This window comes from Hymenobacter terrenus, from assembly GCF_000972495.1.
Lineage (GTDB): Bacteria > Bacteroidota > Bacteroidia > Cytophagales > Hymenobacteraceae > Hymenobacter > Hymenobacter terrenus.
Genome location: NZ_LATM01000035.1, coordinates 26,315 through 44,200 on the forward strand (window position 1 = coordinate 26,315; position 17,886 = coordinate 44,200).

Below are 17,886 nucleotides of genomic sequence, written 5' to 3' on the forward strand. Positions count from 1 at the left end.
CTCCGGTTCCTCAACTCCCTATTTGCTCACCCCTTCAATTTTCTATACTCAGTCCCACGTCCGCTTAAGAGCGGTGACCGAAATACAGCGTCAGATACACTGACGGGAAAAATTGGCGATTGAGCCCGTCCGTGTCCGACAGGATACCGGGACTGAGAATGAGCAAGCGCTTCGTGAAGGATTCTACCAAAAAGCCGACCTCTAATCCCGTAACGGTATCGCGATAGCGGCCATACTCGAAGCTGAGGCCACCGCGCAAGTGGAACCCGGGTACCACCTTGGTCTCGCTGATACCGCTGAAAAGAGGCCCCCGGTCAAGAATAGCGCTTGGGTCAGTGTGCTTTAATGGGTCGTACTGCTCGTTTACAATTTCATCGGTAGCGACGTTGACCACCCGCGTCGTGACGGCCGTACGGTCGTAGCTAATGTAGTAGGGCATGAGCAAACCAAACGATGGCCCCACACTCAGCAGACCATTCACTTGTACTCCGGCATCAGCTGCTTTGCGGAACAGGATGCGTTGCAAGCCTATAGAGGGTCGCAACACGAAGGCGTAATTCGTTTTGCGATTGACATAGCTCCCCCCAACCACCGTATTAACATCCTCTTCCTTAGCATTTTTCAGCATAACACCTTCGATGCTCCAGAAGCGCAACAGCCGGTCGTCGAGCACACGCGATGAGCGGACTGATACGCCACCGAGCAAACCTCCCTGGGTATTGAAGTTGACGCCATACACAAACTCTTTGCTGTAAGACTGCTCATCGGATGGCGCCTCGGGCACCGGAGCGGTGCGCAAAGGAGTCTGAGCCTGAGCAACGGCAGCGGCCAGCAATCCGATGACCAAAAGACTGAGAAAACGAGGAGTAAGGGGAAGCATAATCAACCAGAAAAGAGCCCGACCACACGCCACGGGCGCGGCGTATCAAGTAATACGTAAATTAGCTAAAGAAGAATCAACTTTGTAAAGGTAACTCCCTGACTTAATGAACACCGCCATTGCCCGCTACGCCGGCCACCTCCGCACCGAAGTCACTCACGTGGCCTCCGGCACTATTATTCAAACCGACGCGCCCACCGATAATCATGGCCGAGGAGAAGCTTTTTCCCCCACCGATTTGGTGAGCACCGCCCTTGGCTCGTGCATAATGACGGTGATGGGCATCGTGGCCGAGCGCCACCAGCTTAACTTGGTCGATAGCACCTTCGCGGTGGTGAAGCACATGAGCACCGAAGCCCCGCGCCGCATTGCGCAAATAGATGTGTTGTTTGAACTCCCGGCCGCTCTAGCACCCAGCGAACGGGCCTTGCTTGAACGAGCCGCTCATACCTGTCCGGTTTCGTTGAGTTTGCACCCAGACATCAAGCAAAACGTCGTGTTCGAGTATCGGTAGCTCAAGAGGTGGCAAGATAGAGCGTTTACTATTCTAATTTGTGCCCCATGCGCAAGTTAGAATAGTAAACGCTCTATCCACCCATTTTATTATTTCACTACTGCTTTTACATCACTGAGACGAATACCCATGTGCGAGGCGTCATAGCGGCATTCGCCGTCTTGAATCAGCAACAGCTGCGGGGACTCGTGGCGAATGCCGAACTGCTCGGCAACCTGAGCTGAGAGGGGCCGGAAACGCAACAGGTCGAGGTAGTAGATGGGCAGATCGAGGCCGCTGTCGGGCCATTGGCGCTCAATCTTGCTCTTGGCGGCCGCGCTGATGGAGCAGGTAGTGCTGTGCTTAAAGATGAGAAGCGGCTGCTCGTGCGAAGCCTGAGCCAAGTCTGCTAATTGTTCGGGTTGGGTGAGGGGGAGCCAAGGGGTGGACATATTTTCAACAGTAGTTATCGGTGAGCAATTACCTGAGACTTCAACGGATGTTTCGGTAAGAAGGGGCGGTAATGGGCCCGAAATTCCCTTTCCAAAATGCGCGAAAAAGCGTCAGTTATGATACAACAGTACAACAACAGTTGATTCCCCCAAAGTCATTCAAAAAATTTAACCTTGTTGCAAAAGCACCTACAACTTTCTCTTTTTGGGGCGCAGACCCAAGAAGCCAGGAGGTTTCACGTTGGGAGCCGTGCCGTTTTTATAGTGAAGCTCGGCGTTGGTTTCGGGCTGCGGCTGGGTACTCTGGCCGCGCTTGAGCCGATCAGGAGTCACATCGAGGTGGCTGTCCTTATAGGGTGAGTTGGTACGGCGGGCCTCCCGCAGGGCGCGCCGGTTGGCCGCTTTCACCTGGCCCGGCTTTTTATGTATAATTTGGGCCGCCGCGGCGTATGAACTCAAAAAGAGGCCCAAGGTCAGCAACAGCCCCGTTACTAGCTTAAGGCTTGCCATCGGGTGCCGGGTCAGGCGCCAGGTCGGGTGCAGCATTCGGCTCGGGCGCAGGGGTGCGTGGGGCGGGCCGATGGTCGGGGCTGTAATTGGGCTTAGCATGGAAACCGTACTTAAATAAATTGCGGATAGACTCAATCGGGCGGAACGGTTTGGGTTGCTTATTATGGCGCCGACGACGCATTAATTTGGGCTTTTTCATGAGCCCTTGCTTGTCGTACCGGACTGTGGAACGCTCAGGAAGCTTTGCGGCCTGCGCTTCGGGAGTAGCAGCGGCAACTGCTTCTAGAGGAGCGCCGGTTGGGGTAGATACATCGGTAGCGGCTTCGTCGGTAGCGTCCTCCTTGTTCTTCTTTTTCTTTTTAAGCTTCGAATCGGAAGCCAAAGCGGCTTTCTTACGTGCTTTGGCCGCCTCCTGCTGCGCCTTAAACTCGGGCGAAGGCTTGGGGGTGGGCAGGCGGTACGGATGAAAAATCTTACAGCCGCCCAACGCGACCAGCAACAGCACGCCCAGCAAAGACCGCAGAATAAGAGAGGGTAGACTGTAAATCACCGTAAAATGTGCGGGGTCAGAAAGTAAGCAGAAGAAAGGTACGCAAATTACTCACGAAAATCACGCTGACTGACCGAAGCCAGGTAGTAGTCAGGTATTAGCTATTTGTTATGTAGTCAAATGGCGGCTCGCCACCAGCCATCGGCAACCAGCAACTTAGTAGGTCTGCAGAGCCATTACCTGCTCGCGGAGGCGCTGCTGGGGCAGGAAAGCGGCTTCGAGCGGCGGCGCAAAAGGAATGGCGGTATCGAGCGACGCTACCCGGCGTACAGGCGCATCGAGGTGCTCAAAGCAATTCTCGGCTATCCAAGCCGCTATTTCGCCACCAATGCCACCAGTGAGCGTGTCTTCGTGCAGGATGAGGACGCGGCCGTTTTTTTCCACAGTTTTGCGCACGGCTTCCTCGTCCCAGGGCAGCAGGGTGCGCAGGTCGAGGATGTCGGCCGAGACGTTCAGGTCCTGGCAGACTTGCAGGGCCCAGCGCACTCCCATGCCGTAGGTGATAATGCTCAGCTCCTCCCCTTCGGCCACCAGCGCGGCCTGGCCGATGGGCGTGGTGTAGTAGGCCTCGGGCACAGGACCAGACAGACTCCGATAGAGCATCTTATGCTCGAAGTACATCACCGGGTTGGGGTCTTCGAAGGCGGCACAAAGCAGGCCCTTGGCGTCATGGGGGTTGCTGGGATACACTACTTTCAAGCCGGGCACATGCGTGAACCAGGCCTCGTTGCTCTGGCTGTGAAAGGGGCCGGCAGCGCTGCCGGCGCCGGTGGGCATGCGCACCACTACGTCGGCATTCTGGCCCCAGCGGTAGTGGCTTTTGGCGAGGTTATTTACAATCTGGTTGAAGCCGCAGGTCACGAAATCGGCAAACTGCATTTCGACCATGCTTTTCTTGCCCTTAATGCTCAGGCCCAGCCCCGCACCCACAATGGCCGACTCACACAGCGGCGTATTTCGCACCCGCGCCTTGCCAAACTCGGCCACAAAGCCTTCCGTGATTTTGAACACGCCACCGTAGTCAGCAATGTCCTGCCCCATGAGCACCAGGTCGGGGTAGCGCTGCATGCTCTGCTTCAGGCCTTCGGAAATGGCATCAATAAAGCGCAACTCCCGGACCTCTTTCGACTCTCCGCTTTTACCTTTTGGCGGGCTTAAATGCAGCGAAGCATCTGGGGTGAACGGCCGATACATGTCAGCCAGTTCCTCCTGTACGTCGGCCGTGGGCATGGGCTCGGCGTCGGCTTCCTGCAAGCCGGCCTCAATGGCGGCTTTGATTGTTTCGCGGATTGTTTGACGGGCAGTTTGGGAAAGGATGCCTTCCTGTAGCAACCACTTTTCATAGTTTTCCACCGGGTCCTTGGCGGCCCATTCCTCCATCAGAGACTGGGGCACGTACTTGGTGCCGCTGGCTTCTTCATGGCCGCGCATGCGAAAGGTGAGGGCTTCTACCAGCACGGGACGCGGGTTTTCGCGCAGGTCTTCGGCCAGGCGCTTCACGGTGGAGTACACTTCCAGCACGTTGTTGCCATCGACCTGTACGGCCTCCATGCCATAGGCCGGACCTTTGTCGACGAAAGATTTGAAGCGAAACTGCTCGTTGCTGGGCGTACTCAGGCCGTAGCCGTTATTCTCAATCATGAAAATAACCGGCAGCTGCCACACGGCGGCCACGTTCAGAGCCTCGTGGAAGTCGCCTTCGCTGGCCCCGCCGTCGCCGCTGTAGGTTAGGGTGACTTTGGCTTTTTGATCGAGCAAATCGGCCAAGGCAATGCCGCCCGCCACGGCCAATTGCGGGCCCAGATGCGAAATCATGCCCACGATGTGGTGCTCATTGGTGCCGAAGTGGAAGCTACGGTCGCGGCCCTTGGTGAAGCCGGTGCGCTTGCCCTGCCACTGCGCAAAAAGGCGCCCCAGCGGCACTTCGCGCCCCGTAAAAACGCCCAAGTTGCGGTGCAGTGGCAGGATGTATTCGTCGGCCTCCAGCGCCAAGGTGCTGCCCACCGAAATAGCCTCCTGTCCAATACCCGAAAACCACTTGCTCACCTTGCCCTGCCGCAGCAAAATCAGCATTTTTTCCTCAATCAGACGCGGGCGCAACAAGTGCTGGTAAAGATGCAGGAGCGTTTCATTGGAAAGGTCGAGACGGTCGAACTGAAGGGCAACAGCGGTGGGGGTCATGGGCGGGAAGAGGGAATCAGTAACCCGACAAAGGTAACAGGGCTCCGCTTGCTCCGTGTATAAATGAGGCACCTAGTCCTAACCAGATATTCCCCTAATAATTCAATAGTAGCAGAAGCCCCCTCCGCCCCTCTTCTCTACCGACGAAGCTGAATATCGAACCGTCCTTCCGTTATCAACAACTCGGCTGGGAAGTCGGTGGGCAAATTGCTGCCTCCGTGGGGCACCGCCCGCAACTCAAACCGGCCCGCTATAAACGGATGGACCCCGGTCGTGTCAAGCCGGGTAATAGTGAGCGTGCCCGTGTGCTTTGCATCGGTCGAATACTCGACGAGGCTGTTAGTAGTTTCCAGTTTGGCGCCACTGCTGTTTTCGGGCTGGGTGGCCCCTAATGGATATACGCCAGGCCCCGTAACATGGGCGGCCGTGAAATAGAAATTAGTGACGGGTCCCACCACTTGCAACCGCCGAAACGCGTCGATGCGCAGCTCACCATGTCGGTAATGAATGTTAGGCGTGAGCACATGGCCCATCAGCGTACTGGTATTATTGGCTTCCCACGTCTGCCCGTTCATGCGGCAGCCGAAGGTGTTGGCCCCACGCTGGGTTTCGGCGGGCAGGTTCACCGGCTGCGGCTCCGGAAACAGTTTGTCCGTGGCGTCTTCGCAGCCCATCAGCAGCGGTAGGAGCAGCAGCAAGTTTATCTTTTTCAACATTGTAGTAGAGATTAGACTAGGCTGCATAGCTTTTTCTGAAAATATGGAAGATGATGCTGAGCGAATGTAACAAGTTGCAGCTAAATGTTACTTCTACGCAGCGCTACTTTGCTGCTCGCTGGTGCCTATGTTATGCTTGAAAGCACCAATATTCTAAAGGAAAACATGCAGATACGAACGCACTTGCCTTTAGATTCATGTTGTTTTTGTGCCATCCTGTGAGTGGCCAGAATCTACTCATAACCGGCAACTACTGCGGCTTCGGCCCCAACTTGGCCGGGGACAGCGCAGCTCCCTACCGGGCCGGCCAAGGCCCCAACGTGTACCCTATGACTTCGGTGTGGCAAGTAGGCGTGCGGACGCCGTCTTAACGACCACCTGAGCCCGCTGCAGCGAAGTAGCAGTCGTTCCCCGTTGATCCCTGCGCTTGCAAGGCGTCCTGATTTTGCTCTACCTTGAGGCACGAAAGCACTACTTAAAACGTCTTTTTTGACTTATTCATTGACAAGAAATCGATTATTCTCTATTCTACTTGCCTTATTCGTCCTGCTGGATTTGGGCTACACTTTTGTACAGGCTTACCAGATACCCCTAGAGGGTGACCTGCCCTCCATCGTATTGCCGGGCCCCGAATGCCGACAGGTGCTGAGTGACCCATTTGGGTGGGCGGCCCTGACGCGCAACGAGGTTTATGTAGCCCCCAACCGCTTTTTTGCGCATGCAGCCATGGTGTGCTATTTCAAGTCGGTGCCGTTCGCACTACAGCGCATCACGGACCCAATCAGTAGCGTGTACGCGGCGTGTGCCCTGTTTGGCGTATTGGTGCAGGCGCTGCTACTATATGTACTAGGGGTATATATCAGCGGCGGCTACGGGCTTGGAAGACGCAGCTTCTGGCTGGCGGTGGCTCTGCTGGTGCCACTCTTCCAAATGGATGGTTATAACGACCAAATGGGCGTCATTGAACATTCCATTACTTACACCTTCTTCTACGCGTTTCCGTTGCTGCTGCTGCTTGTGCTGCTGCTCCCTTTTTACCAGGCCGCGTATCGCGGGCTGCCGCTACAGCTAAGCTGGCCCAGCCGGCTGGTGCTGGTGGCGCTCATGGTAGTCCTGGCATTCAACGGAGCCATCATTCCTGGTACCGTAGCAGTGCTAAGCTTCTGCATAGTGCTGTATTGGGTGGTGCGACAGTGGCAGACGGGCGCGCGTTTTGGCATCGGGCAGTGGCTCGAACGGGTGCGGCAGCTTCCCTCATTGGCGCCGGTGCTACTGGGGCTGTTCGGCGTTTTGTGTCTGTATTCTCTATATATTGGATTTAATGAATGGGAGAGTTTAGGACACAGCCTGCCTCTGTGGCAGCGGTACGTACGCATCCCAGCCGGCATTGCCTGGCAGTATCGCAAGCTGGGCATGCCATTGCTCACCCTGGCTCTGCTGGCTAATATCCAACTCATCCGCCGACTGGTGCCGGCCTCACCCGACAGTGAGCGGATAATTACCATGGTGCGGTGGCTGGGAATATTTGCTGCCATCTACCTACTGGTGCTGCCGCTGGGCGGCTACCGCGAATACCGGGCGCTCATCGTGCGCCGCGACTCCGTGCTCCCGCTTATTCTAGGCCTGATGTTTCTTTACGGTCTTTCCACTTGCTTCTTGCTGCGATACTTGCCAGCCCGGCCCCGGCGCTGGTACCTTGGGGCAGTTCTGGTATTTTCGGCCATTTACATAAACGCCGACAAAAAGCTGCCTGCCGTAAACAACGCCTGCGAGCGCGAAAATCTGGAGAGGCTAGCTCGGGCTACTGAGCCAGTCGTTCGGCTGGGGGCGGGCTGCACGGTGATGTCGTGGGTCAAGACCGGCTCTCCACAAGAGTCCGAAGTTAATGCCCAACTGCTGGAGTACTGGGGCATCACCCAGGGCAAACGGCTCTACTATCAGGAAGGCTGGTAAGCTGCGGCCGGGTTTTCGCTGCACCCGAACCTAACGCCCATGCTAGTAGTTTGCTGCTTACTTTATTTCCCTTTCTATGATTCATTTCACCGAATTCACCCTCGACAACGGCCTGCGCTGCATCGTTCACGAAGATTTTTCCACGCCCATGGCCGTACTCAACGTGATGTACGATGTGGGCTCGCGCGATGAAGACCCTGGCCACACGGGCTTTGCCCATTTGTTCGAGCACCTCATGTTTTCGGGCTCTGTCAACATCCCAAGCTACGATGAACCGTTGCAGCGCGTGGGAGGCGAAAACAATGCCTTCACCAGTTCCGACGTCACCAACTACTACCTCTCGCTGCCAGCAGCCAACCTCGAAACTGGCTTCTGGCTCGAAAGCGACCGGATGCTGAACCTTGCTTTCTCCGAAAATGGCTTGGAGGTGCAGCGCAAAGTAGTAGTTGAGGAGTTCAAACAGAGCTACCTCAACCAGCCTTACGGCGACGTGTGGCTTAAGCTCAAGCCCCTCGCCTACCACACCCACCCCTACCAGTGGAACACCATCGGCAAGGAGATTTCGCATATCGAAAATGCTGTGATGGACGACGTACGCGGCTTTTTTCAGAAGCACTATGCTCCTCAGAATGCCGTGCTGGTAGTAGCTGGTGCCGTGAGCACTGCCGAAGTGCGCCGCCTGGCCGAAAAATGGTTTGGCCCCATCCCCGGTGGCCCGGCCTACCAGCGCCACCTGCCCCAGGAGCCCGAGCAGCGCGAGGCCAGACACCTCGCTGCCTCTGCTCCCGTGCCCCTGAGCGCCCTCTACAAAGCCTACCACATGCCCGCCCGCGCCGATGAGCGCTACCACGCCGTGGACCTGCTGAGCGACGTACTGGGCCGCGGTAAATCGGCTCGCCTGCACCAGCGCTTGGTAAAGGAGCAGGCCTTGTTCAACAATATTTCGGCTTCTCTCACCGGCTCACTCGACCCGGGCTTGCTCGTCATCAGCGGTAAGCTGAACGCGGGCGTGGACCTAAAAGCAGCAGACGCCGCCGTCGAAGCCATCGTGGCGGAGTTTTTGGCTGAGGATGTGGATGCTCAGGAGCTCGAAAAAGTAAAAAACCAGGCCGAGAGCAGCCTGGTTTTCGGAGAAATTGACCTGTTGAACCGCGCCCTAAACTTGGCCTACAGCAAACTGCAAGGCGACGCCAACTTGGTGAATGATGAAAGCCGCCGCATCCAAGCCGTGACCGTGGCCGACGTGCGGAACGCCGCGCAACTGGTGCTGCGGCCCGAAAACTGCAGCACCTTATACTACGAAGCCGTAGCAGCGGAATAGTTGGCCGCTACTTTTTGGTAGCTGTCGGCGCGCTGCCGTCGCGGCTCAGGGAGCTGTTGGTTGGCTTTTTATAGGCTGGCCGGGGAGCACGGTTGTCGTTGTAGCCACCGTTTTTCTGGTAGCCTTCCTGCTTGCGCATCGGCACGCCGGGGGCCAGGTAGGCGGTGCCATCTTTAATGTCCTGCGGCACCCCCGCGCCATAGGGCTTGCCGGTATGAGGGTTGATGTTGGCAGCGCGCTTGCGGGGGGCTTTGCGACTAGAGTAGGGCGCAATTTTCCTTCTGGCAGCACGAGGTTTAGTTTGAGCGCTGGCATCGACCATTACGAAGGCGCAGAGCAACAGTGAGGCGAAAAAGTAGCGAAGCATATAATCAATGAAAATGGTTAATGATGAATTGAATAGGTAGACTTACGTAAGCTGAACCAAAAGTTTTCGACCCCCATCATGCTCGCTGCTGCCTTAGGCGGGTAGCAGCGCATAATGAGGGCCGAAAATACGGTAAGCCGTTTGTATTATGCCTAGCGCAAACTAAACAGCAGCTAGTTATACTTAGTTACCGAGAGTGGTTTGCGCACTGGCAGGCTTGCGGGCCGGACGCACGCTGTAGGGGACCATGCCGTTGCTGGTGCGGATGTGTAGTGGCATACCGGGGGCCGCGTGTACGTTGGCGTTATCAATTTCGCCGCGCGAGCTGGTAGCGGGCGCATCGGTGGCCCAGCCCCCATCAGCGGCAGTGGCAGAAGCCACGGCGGTTTGGGTATTATCAAGTGGAGGCCAGCCATCGTTCAGCGGGGCAACGGTAGTCGACTTGCTGGCTACGCGGCGGGCTTTCTTAGCATTGCGGGCGGCAACACGCGCGGCGGCTTTGGCGGTCTTGGTCGTCTTTTTGGGGGTGACGGCGGGAGTCGTTTGAGCACTGGCTTCAGCCAGCAGGAACATCGACAGGGCAAGGGTGAGGAGGGAGCGAAGCATGGCTGAAGTTTGAGTGAGATGGGTTAGAAAAAGTAATTGGCGTTGTTATAAGGGGACAAAACGAAAAGTGTGCCAACTTCTATTTCTTGCTCTGGCTCCACGCAAAACGGCCCGGCTGACCCGTCTTGCGTGGGTCGGCCGGGCCGTGGAGTTATCAGGCTTCACATGGCAAAGCAAGTGAGGCCCGACGCTTTCAAAAACACTGTTCGGCAGGCGTAATTGAGCTACCAGCCAGATGGTGCGGCGGGTGCTTTTTTCACGCTCTTTTTGGGGGGAGTGGCCTGGGTAGCGCTGCCCGTCTTTGTGCTGACTCCAATGGGTTGCTCAGCGTTGCCGGTGGCCGCATTCATGCCACCGGCAGCACTAGTGCCCGCGGCAGCCGCTCCGGCGTTGGTGGTTGCAGCCGGGGCCGCGCCAGCTTGGTCGCCGCCACTCATGGTGGCGCCTTCGGCGCCCACCAATGTGGGTTTAGCAGCCGCTGCTTTGAGGCGTTCGGTTCGGAGGCGCCGCCGCTCGCGAGCAGCAGCAGCATCGTTTTCCAGCACGCTACGCCCACTTTGCAGCATCACTGGCGTGCCAGGCGCAACGGACATACCCTGCCGGTCGTTGCCGCCTTGGGTCGAGCCACTGGTGGCACCCGGAACAAAGCTGTTGTCGGGCGGCGTGGAAGCGGTGTTACCAGGATTGGGGTCTGGCTGGGCCGGCTCGCTGGGATAGGGCGACACCGTACGGCCATCATTCTGTGGAGCAGCCTGCTGGCCCCCGGCGCGCGTCTGACTGCCCGTAGTAGTGGTTTTTTTGGTCGTCTTTTTCTTAGGTGCGTCCCACCCGCCAGTATCCCAACCACCGGTTTGGGCTGCGGCGCTAGTTGCCAGTGCTCCAGAGAGGAGCAGTAAAAACAAAGTACTTTTCATGTTGGATGAGGATTAATGTGGAATAAGCGGGAGGAAGATGAACCGGAAAGGATAAGTTCCGACTACTTACGTGAATCGTTCTGCGATGGTACTCCACCGAACGTAACTTTGTGGCCTATGATGCAGGACTCTATTGCCGGCCTCGCGGCCGAAATTAATGCTGCCGATCTAAGCAGCGCCGCCCACCTCGATGCGTTTCGCATCAGCTACCTCGGTCGTAAGGGCCGTTTGGCCGATTTATTCGACCAGCTCAAGACGGTGCCCGCCGATGAGAAGCGAGCTGTGGGTCAGCAGCTCAACGCCCTCAAGCAGCAGGCCCAGGCCCGTTTCGACGAAGCTCAGCAGGCGGCCGAAGCCGCGGCTGATAATGCCCCGGCCAACCCCGATTTTGACTACACGCTGCCGCCCGTGCCCAACGCCCTGGGCACCCGCCACCCGCTGAGTCTGGTACGCGAGGAAATGCTGCGTGTGTTTGCCCGCATCGGCTTCGCGGTGGCTGAAGGCCCCGAAATTGAGGACGACTGGCACAATTTCACGGCCCTCAACTTCCCCGAAAACCACCCGGCGCGCGACATGCAGGATACGTTCTTTGTGGAACCGGCTTCGCGCAGCACTACGCCCGGCGACGCGCCAACGGGGGCTCCAGCTCTGCCGCACCTGCTGCGTACCCACACCAGCACCGTGCAAGTGCGCGTGATGGAAACCGAGCCGCTACCCATCCGCCGCGTGATGCCCGGCCGGGTGTTCCGTAACGAGGCCATTTCGGCCCGTGCGCATATGATGTTTCATCAGGTGGAAGGCATTTTTATTGACGAAGGAGTGAGCTTCGCCGACCTGAAGCAGACGGTGTATTACTTCGTACAGGAGCTGTTCGGAGCTGATATCAATATCCGTTTCCGACCCAGCTTCTTCCCCTTCACTGAGCCCAGCGCCGAAATTGACATCACCTGCCTCATTTGCAAAGGCGCGGGCTGCAACATCTGTAAGTATTCAGGCTGGGTAGAAATTGGCGGCTGCGGCATGGTCGACCCTGCCGTGCTCGAAAATGCCAAGATTGATTCCGATAAATACTCGGGCTATGCCTGGGGGATGGGCATCGAGCGCATTGCCATGCTCAAGTACCAGATTAAGGATTTGCGGCTATTCACGGAGAATGACATGCGGTTCTTGCGGCAGTTTGAGGCGCTGTAAGACCGCTGAATCATTTGGCCAGCGGGCCGTGTTAGCTTCTTCCACTCCAACTCTTGCGCTGACTGCTACTCCCGAATCCAAAGCTGTGCCAACGGCTTGGTAAACGTGACCAAATCATTTGAAACCCTGAGCAGCAAGGACACCCTGACTGGAATTACTTTCCTCGTAGCAGCCGGCGCTGAGCCTCATCCTTGGTTTACTCTTGCCTATAAATTCGTGACCCGCAGGACAGAGCGAGCAAAATCCGTGAAGCCTGCTGAATCCGTCTAAACCCGTGATAAGTGAAAGTTAGAAATCAAACCCAAAATAAAGTCAACGTCATCACCCTGGGCTGCTCCAAGAATATTGTGGACAGTGAAGTGCTGATGGGCCAACTCCAGGCCAACCACTTCGACGTGACCCACGAAGCAGAGAAGTCTGATGCCAATATCGTCATTATCAACACCTGCGGCTTTATTGACAACGCCAAACAAGAGAGCATCGACACCATTCTGCGCTACGCCGACGAAAAGGAAGCCGGCCGCCTGGATAAGCTGTACGTGACCGGCTGCCTTTCGCAACGCTACAAGGATGAGCTGGAAGTTGAAATTCCGCAGGTCGACGCCTATTTCGGCACCCTGGAACTGCCCCAGATGCTGAAGGTGCTCAACGCCGACTACAAGCACGAGCTTATTGGTGAGCGCCTTATCACCACGCCCAAGCACTACGCCTACTTCAAAATCGCGGAGGGCTGCAACCGTCCCTGCTCGTTTTGCGCCATCCCGCTGATGCGCGGCAAGCACGTGGACCGGCCCATTGAGGACTTGGTACGCGAGGCGAAACGCCTGGCCAGCATGGGCACCAAAGAGCTGATTCTCATTGCCCAGGACCTGACTTACTACGGCCTGCAAGCCTATGGGGAGCGCAAGCTGGCCGACCTGCTTCGCAACCTGTCCGACGTGAACGGCATCGACTGGATTCGGCTGCAATACGCCTACCCTTCGCAGTTTCCGCTGGATGCGCTGGACGTGATGGCTGAGCGCGAGAACATTTGCAACTACCTCGACATGCCCTTGCAGCACGGCTCCGATAATATGCTGAAAACCATGCGCCGGGGCATTACCAAACGCCGGACCATCGAGCTGGTAGATACCATTCGGCAGCGCGTGCCGGGCATTGCGCTACGCACCACGCTCATCAGCGGCCACCCCGGCGAAACGGAGCAGGACTTCCGGGAGCTGTATGATTTCGTGGAGCAAACGCGCTTCGAGCGGCTGGGTATCTTCACCTACTCGCACGAAGAAAATACGCACTCGCACACCCTTGTCGATGATGTGCCGGCCGAGGTGAAGCAGGAGCGCGCCGATGCCATTATGGAGCTGCAGCAAGGCATTTCGATGGAGCTGAACGAAGCCCGCGTGGGGCAAACCTACAAGGTGCTGTTCGACCGCAAGGAAAGCGGCCATTTCGTGGGCCGCACTGAATTTGACTCGCCAGAGGTGGACAACGAAGTGCTGGTGCCGGTGGAAAAAGACACTTTCGTACGCCTCGGCGACTTTGCCAACGTGAAAATCACTTCAGCCACGGACTTCGACCTGTACGGGCAATTGGTGTGAGGCACCGTTTGCGGATTTTGGAAACGGTTTTAGTCTTCAGGCTTAGCAAGAAAGCGGCCCTCGGGCTATTGACGTGATATTTAAATTTTCAAAAGGCAGCCAAGAGGCTGCCTTTTTTGTTTAACCCCGACCTTTGGGACCTGACTCTCTCAATCGAAAGCTGCGCCGCCCACAGCCGTAGGTCATCGAAGTTAAAATCCGTGCAACCCGACTAATCCGAGCGAATCCGTGGTTCAGACAATATCCTACGCCGAAACCGGCTCCTTTTCTGGTCTCCTGACCGACTACATTGCCCAAAAGCCAGCCTTAGCCCCCTTTTACAACCGCTGGCCAGCGCTGGAAAACTTCGCCGCCCAAATTGAGGAGAAGCAGGCTTCCTACGCTCCCGAGGCCCGCAAACGTCTGGTAGCCGCCTTGCGCGACCAATATTTACCGGAGGGGCCGCAACCCAACATCTCGGCTAATATTCAGCTTTTAGAGCGGGAAACCACCTTCACCGTAACCACCGGTCATCAGCTTAACTTGCTTACCGGGCCGCTGTATTTCATCTACAAAATTGTATCGGCCATTAAGTTGAGCCGGCAATTGAAGGAGAAGTATCCGCAGTATGACTTCGTGCCGGTGTACTGGATGGCTACGGAGGACCACGATTTCGCTGAAATCAACCACTTCTCGCTGTTCGGTAAAACGTATTCGTGGGACGCGGCCAATACCGGCGGCCCGGTGGGCCGGCTGCTGCTCGATGGCTTTGCCGAGCAATTGCTGAGCCAGCTACCGCCCGAAGTGCCCGCAGCTTTCCACAAGGCCTATACTGAGTCGAAGACCCTAGCAGAAGCTACCCGCAGGCTGGCTGATGCCTTGTTTGGCGAATTTGGTCTGGTGACGTTGGATGCCGACCGGTCCGACCTGAAACAGGCCCTGACGCCACTGCTGGAAAAAGAAATCGGGGAGCAGGTTTCCAACGCGGCCGTGCAGGCCACCAACACCCGCCTGACGGCCGCTGGCTACAAACCCCAGGTGTATTCGCGCCCTATCAACCTCTTTTTTATTACCGACGAGGGCAAGCGCGAGCGGCTGGAGCCCGACGCCAACGGGGCCGACTGCGTGGAGGTCACCGTTCGCAACACGGCCCGATGTCATAGCCAGGAAGAACTACTCGCCCTGGCCCGGCAACACCCCGAGCAGTTCAGCCCCAACGTGGTGCTACGGCCGGTTTACCAAGAAATATTATTGCCCAACTTGGTGTACATCGGCGGCGGCGCTGAAGTAGCCTATTGGTTTCAGCTGAAAGACGTGTTTGCGGCGTTTGGGGTGCCTTTCCCCATTGTGCTGCCCCGCAATTCGGCTGAGTACATCAGCCGGGCCAATGCGGGTAAGCTGAAGAAGCTGGGCCTCACTTGGCGCGAGATTTTCCGCCCGCTACCAGAGCTGAAAAAGCAGGTAGGCGCTGCGCTTGGCCAGGAAGAAATCAGCCTGAAAGACCAGCAGCAGGCGCTGGCCACCGCCTTCCAGCAAGTACAGGACGTAGCCCAGCGCCTCGACCCGACGCTGGTAAAAACCGTGGCCGCCGAAGCCCAGAAAGCCGCCGCCGGCCTCGCCGGCCTCGAAAAGCGCCTGAGCAAAGCCGCTGAAAACAAGCACGAAACGGCCTATACCCAGCTCACAGCACTCAAAGACAAACTCTTCCCCGGCGGTGCCTTGCAGGAGCGCAGCGAAAACGTGCTGAGCATTCTGATTAACAACCCGAACTTCATTAAGCAATTGCTCGATGCCTTCGAGCCGCTGGCGCTGGAGTTCACGGTGCTGGAGGAGGAATAGAGACAAGACTCTATCGGCCATGCACTTGGCCTTTTTAGCCTCCCTTCGCTTTTAGCTGGGTCTGAAGCAGGGCCGTGCACGAGGGCAAGCCACTTTTCGAGCTTGGTAGAACTAGAATGAAATGAAAAATCACCATTATTTGGTGTTGCGCTGCTGCTTGCTAATCAATAAGATTTCGCCCTGATGCTCACGAAAGCTGCCCTTCGTCGCACCGCGCTTGCCCGCCGTCAGGCCTTGGCGGCTACGGAGGTCGCATGGGGTAGCAAGCTGCTTTGCCAGCAGCTGTTTCAGCATTTTCCGGTAGCCGCCTGGCGCTGGCTGCACCTGTTTCTGCCGCTGACCCGGCGCCACGAGCCCGACACCTGGTACATCATTCGCCGCATCTGGGCATCAGCATTGCCCGTGCACTTAGCCGTGCCAGTGGTACAGCCCGACGGCGTCAGTTTGAAGCACTACGAGTTGGCGCCTGAAACCCTACCCCAAGAAAACCGCTGGGGCATTCCCGAACCTATGGCAGCAGCTGCGGCCGAAGTGCCACCGCTGGCTTTTGATGCGGTATTGGTGCCGCTGCTGGCCGTGGACGATGCCGGCCACCGCGTCGGTTATGGCGGGGGCTTTTATGACCGGTTTCTTGCCCAGTGCGGGCCAGGCACGACGTTTATTGGGCTTAATGTGCTCGATGAAGCGCCGGTTGGCCCCATTGCTGACGTGCTGCCGACCGATGTGCCCTTGCACGCTTGCGTGACACCGAGTGGTGTATGGCACTTCTAGCGCACACTTATATTATGGGCATTTGCGTCATTTTGCATCATTGGAATAAATATTTTCACACAGTGACAATAGCGCCACAATAACTCGTTCACACACCGCGTTTGCCAAGTATCTCTCACCTAAAATGGATAGAAACTATGGCAGAAATTCAACAGCAAGCGGCCGGCTCCCACAAGGGTAGCAAACGACGAGCGAAGAAGATGTCGACCAGAATCGACATGACGCCGATGGTGGACCTGGCGTTTCTACTCCTCACCTTTTTCATGCTCACCACCACCTTCGCCAAGCCTTACACCTTGGAGTTGCAGATGCCGGTGAAGGATGTGGAGACACCCGTGGCTCAATCCGGGGCCATGACCATTATTCTCGGTAAAGGGCACCAGGTGCATTATTTCTTCGGCTTGAATGCGCCCAAGGATAAGACCATAGCTGCCCCGGAGTTGAAGACGACCACCTTCGCCGCCGATGGCATCCGGCAAGTGCTGCTGCAACGGCATCAGCAGCAGCCCAAAATGGTCGTCCTGATTAAACCGAGCGCGGAATCCAAGTACCAGGACATGGTGGACATTCTGGATGAAATGAGCATTACGCACCAGCAGAAGTACGCGCTGGTCAAAATTACCCAAGATGACTTAACCCTTATTAAACCCAAATCCTTATGATGACCAATGCCCAGCTGGCCACGGCCAGCCTCGACGACATCGTATTCGATGGTCGCAACCGAGTATACGGAGCCTATGAGCTTCGTGCCCTCTACCAACGCCACGTGACACGCGCGTTGGTCATCGCCTCGGCCATTTGTGCGCTGCTGCTCGCATTTCCGCTGTTGGCGCAGTTGCTGAAGGATAAGACGCCCGTCGCGCCGCCCAAGGTCCAGATTGAAACCATTCTTATTGCCCCGCCTCTAGACGAGAAAGTAATTACGCCACCGCCAGTTGCCCCACCTCCCGTGGCGCCACCCGCGCAGCCGCAGCACGTGGCTACTATCCGCTTTACCCCGCCAGTAGTAGTGCCCAATGACCAAGCTACCGAAGACGTACCTGAACAGAGAGCCCTGGAAAATGTCCGGGTGGCCAACGTAACTGAAACAGGTAGTACGGATATAGACCTGGGTCCGCTGGAAACTGTAGATGGCCCCAAAGAGGTAGCAGGCACCGTTGACACCAAAGTATACATTTCGGTGGAGCAAATGCCCGAATTACCCGGCGGTGGTGGCCAAGCGGCTATCGTGGCGGCTATTCAGAGAGCGGTAAAATATCCAGCCCTGGCTCTGCGCAACGGTGTAGAGGGCCGCGTTTACGTGAGCTTCACGGTGAATGCCAAGGGTGAAGTAGTCGATGCCAAGGTGCTGAAAGGCTTGGGCTCGGGCCTGGACGAGGAAACCCTTCGGGCCATTGGCACACTGCCTAAATTCATCCCTGGCAAGCAAAACGGCCGCGAAGTGAGCGTATCGTTTTCGGTACCGATTACCTTCAAAATTCAGTAGCTGAGTTTAAGCGCTACTTCTCAAACAGTGAGCTAAATACCCAGCCAAAAGTAACCAGGCCTTACTTTAGGGTATGAAACTA

At 56.8% G+C, this 17,886-nt stretch carries 19 protein-coding genes; 10 read left to right on the plus strand and 9 right to left on the minus strand.

The annotated features are described in order from the left end of the window. Positions 1-64: 64 nt before the first annotated feature. Positions 65-880 carry a hypothetical protein gene (locus WX88_RS23600; RefSeq protein ID WP_156176390.1) on the minus strand — a complete coding sequence of 272 codons (816 nt, stop codon included), beginning with the start codon at positions 878-880 and terminating at the stop codon, positions 65-67. 106 nt (positions 881-986) lie between these two features. Between WX88_RS23600 and WX88_RS23605 the strand changes: the two genes are divergently transcribed. Then, positions 987-1,394, plus strand: a complete 408-nt coding sequence (locus tag WX88_RS23605; protein ID WP_046246893.1) for an OsmC family protein — start codon at positions 987-989, stop codon at positions 1,392-1,394. 89 nt (positions 1,395-1,483) lie between these two features. Here WX88_RS23605 and ytxJ read toward each other — a convergent pair whose 3' ends face one another. The 5 genes from ytxJ to WX88_RS23630 form a co-directional block, all read right to left on the minus strand. After that, entirely contained in the window at positions 1,484-1,825 is a 342-nt protein-coding gene (ytxJ, locus tag WX88_RS23610) for a bacillithiol system redox-active protein YtxJ (RefSeq protein ID WP_046246894.1), read from the minus strand. Positions 1,826-2,014: 189 nt separating this feature from the next. Further along, the gene (locus tag WX88_RS23615; protein ID WP_046246895.1) at positions 2,015-2,335 is read right to left on the minus strand and encodes a hypothetical protein; all 321 of its coding nucleotides are present in this window, start codon (positions 2,333-2,335) and stop codon (positions 2,015-2,017) included. Next, the gene (locus WX88_RS23620; RefSeq protein ID WP_156176391.1) at positions 2,322-2,885 is read right to left on the minus strand and encodes a hypothetical protein; all 564 of its coding nucleotides are present in this window, start codon (positions 2,883-2,885) and stop codon (positions 2,322-2,324) included. The genes WX88_RS23615 and WX88_RS23620 overlap by 14 nt, the downstream gene beginning before the upstream one ends. 156 nt (positions 2,886-3,041) lie before the next feature. Further along, entirely contained in the window at positions 3,042-5,066 is a 2,025-nt protein-coding gene (locus WX88_RS23625; protein WP_046246897.1) for an alpha-ketoacid dehydrogenase subunit alpha/beta, read from the minus strand. A 137-nt stretch (positions 5,067-5,203) separates the two neighbouring features. Next, positions 5,204-5,782 (minus strand): hypothetical protein, encoded by a 579-nt coding sequence (locus WX88_RS23630; RefSeq protein ID WP_046246898.1) that lies wholly within the window; start codon positions 5,780-5,782, stop codon positions 5,204-5,206. Positions 5,783-6,000: 218 nt separating this feature from the next. On the opposite strand from WX88_RS23630, the gene WX88_RS30480 reads away from it, so the two are divergent. From WX88_RS30480 to WX88_RS23640, 3 genes are all read left to right on the plus strand, one after another. Further along, positions 6,001-6,153, plus strand: coding sequence for a hypothetical protein (locus WX88_RS30480; protein ID WP_197076916.1), 153 nt, complete (start codon positions 6,001-6,003; stop codon positions 6,151-6,153). Between the two features lie 184 nt (positions 6,154-6,337). After that, positions 6,338-7,735: a hypothetical protein gene (locus tag WX88_RS23635; protein ID WP_046246899.1), complete on the plus strand. Its 1,398-nt coding sequence runs from the start codon at positions 6,338-6,340 to the stop codon at positions 7,733-7,735. A gap of 76 nt (positions 7,736-7,811) precedes the next feature. After that, positions 7,812-9,056, plus strand: coding sequence for a M16 family metallopeptidase (locus tag WX88_RS23640; RefSeq protein WP_046246900.1), 1,245 nt, complete (start codon positions 7,812-7,814; stop codon positions 9,054-9,056). Between the two features lie 7 nt (positions 9,057-9,063). On the opposite strand, the gene WX88_RS23645 is transcribed toward WX88_RS23640, so the two are convergent. The 3 genes from WX88_RS23645 to WX88_RS23655 form a co-directional block, all read right to left on the minus strand. Beyond that, complete coding sequence (locus WX88_RS23645; RefSeq protein ID WP_046246901.1) at positions 9,064-9,423, minus strand: hypothetical protein; 360 nt, start codon at positions 9,421-9,423, stop codon at positions 9,064-9,066. Positions 9,424-9,606: 183 nt separating this feature from the next. After that, complete coding sequence (locus WX88_RS23650; protein WP_046246902.1) at positions 9,607-10,029, minus strand: hypothetical protein; 423 nt, start codon at positions 10,027-10,029, stop codon at positions 9,607-9,609. Positions 10,030-10,253: 224 nt separating this feature from the next. After that, positions 10,254-10,943, minus strand: a complete 690-nt coding sequence (locus tag WX88_RS23655; protein ID WP_046246903.1) for a hypothetical protein — start codon at positions 10,941-10,943, stop codon at positions 10,254-10,256. Positions 10,944-11,063: 120 nt separating this feature from the next. On the opposite strand from WX88_RS23655, the gene pheS reads away from it, so the two are divergent. The 6 genes from pheS (at position 11,064) to WX88_RS23685 (ending at position 17,804) form a co-directional block, all read left to right on the plus strand. Beyond that, entirely contained in the window at positions 11,064-12,134 is a 1,071-nt protein-coding gene (gene pheS, locus WX88_RS23660; RefSeq protein ID WP_082116270.1) for a phenylalanine--tRNA ligase subunit alpha, read from the plus strand. Between the two features lie 281 nt (positions 12,135-12,415). Next, positions 12,416-13,729: a 30S ribosomal protein S12 methylthiotransferase RimO gene (gene rimO, locus WX88_RS23665; RefSeq protein WP_046246905.1), complete on the plus strand. Its 1,314-nt coding sequence runs from the start codon at positions 12,416-12,418 to the stop codon at positions 13,727-13,729. A 228-nt stretch (positions 13,730-13,957) separates the two neighbouring features. Beyond that, positions 13,958-15,547, plus strand: coding sequence for a bacillithiol biosynthesis cysteine-adding enzyme BshC (bshC, locus tag WX88_RS23670; protein ID WP_046246906.1), 1,590 nt, complete (start codon positions 13,958-13,960; stop codon positions 15,545-15,547). Between the two features lie 183 nt (positions 15,548-15,730). After that, positions 15,731-16,318 (plus strand): 5-formyltetrahydrofolate cyclo-ligase, encoded by a 588-nt coding sequence (locus WX88_RS23675; RefSeq protein WP_046246907.1) that lies wholly within the window; start codon positions 15,731-15,733, stop codon positions 16,316-16,318. 137 nt (positions 16,319-16,455) lie between these two features. Beyond that, a complete protein-coding gene (locus WX88_RS23680; protein WP_046246908.1) occupies positions 16,456-16,980 on the plus strand; it encodes an ExbD/TolR family protein in 525 nt (174 codons plus the stop codon). Then, positions 16,977-17,804 carry an energy transducer TonB gene (locus WX88_RS23685; RefSeq protein WP_231590780.1) on the plus strand — a complete coding sequence of 276 codons (828 nt, stop codon included), beginning with the start codon at positions 16,977-16,979 and terminating at the stop codon, positions 17,802-17,804. Before WX88_RS23680 ends, WX88_RS23685 begins: the two co-directional genes overlap by 4 nt. Positions 17,805-17,886 lie beyond the last annotated feature (82 nt).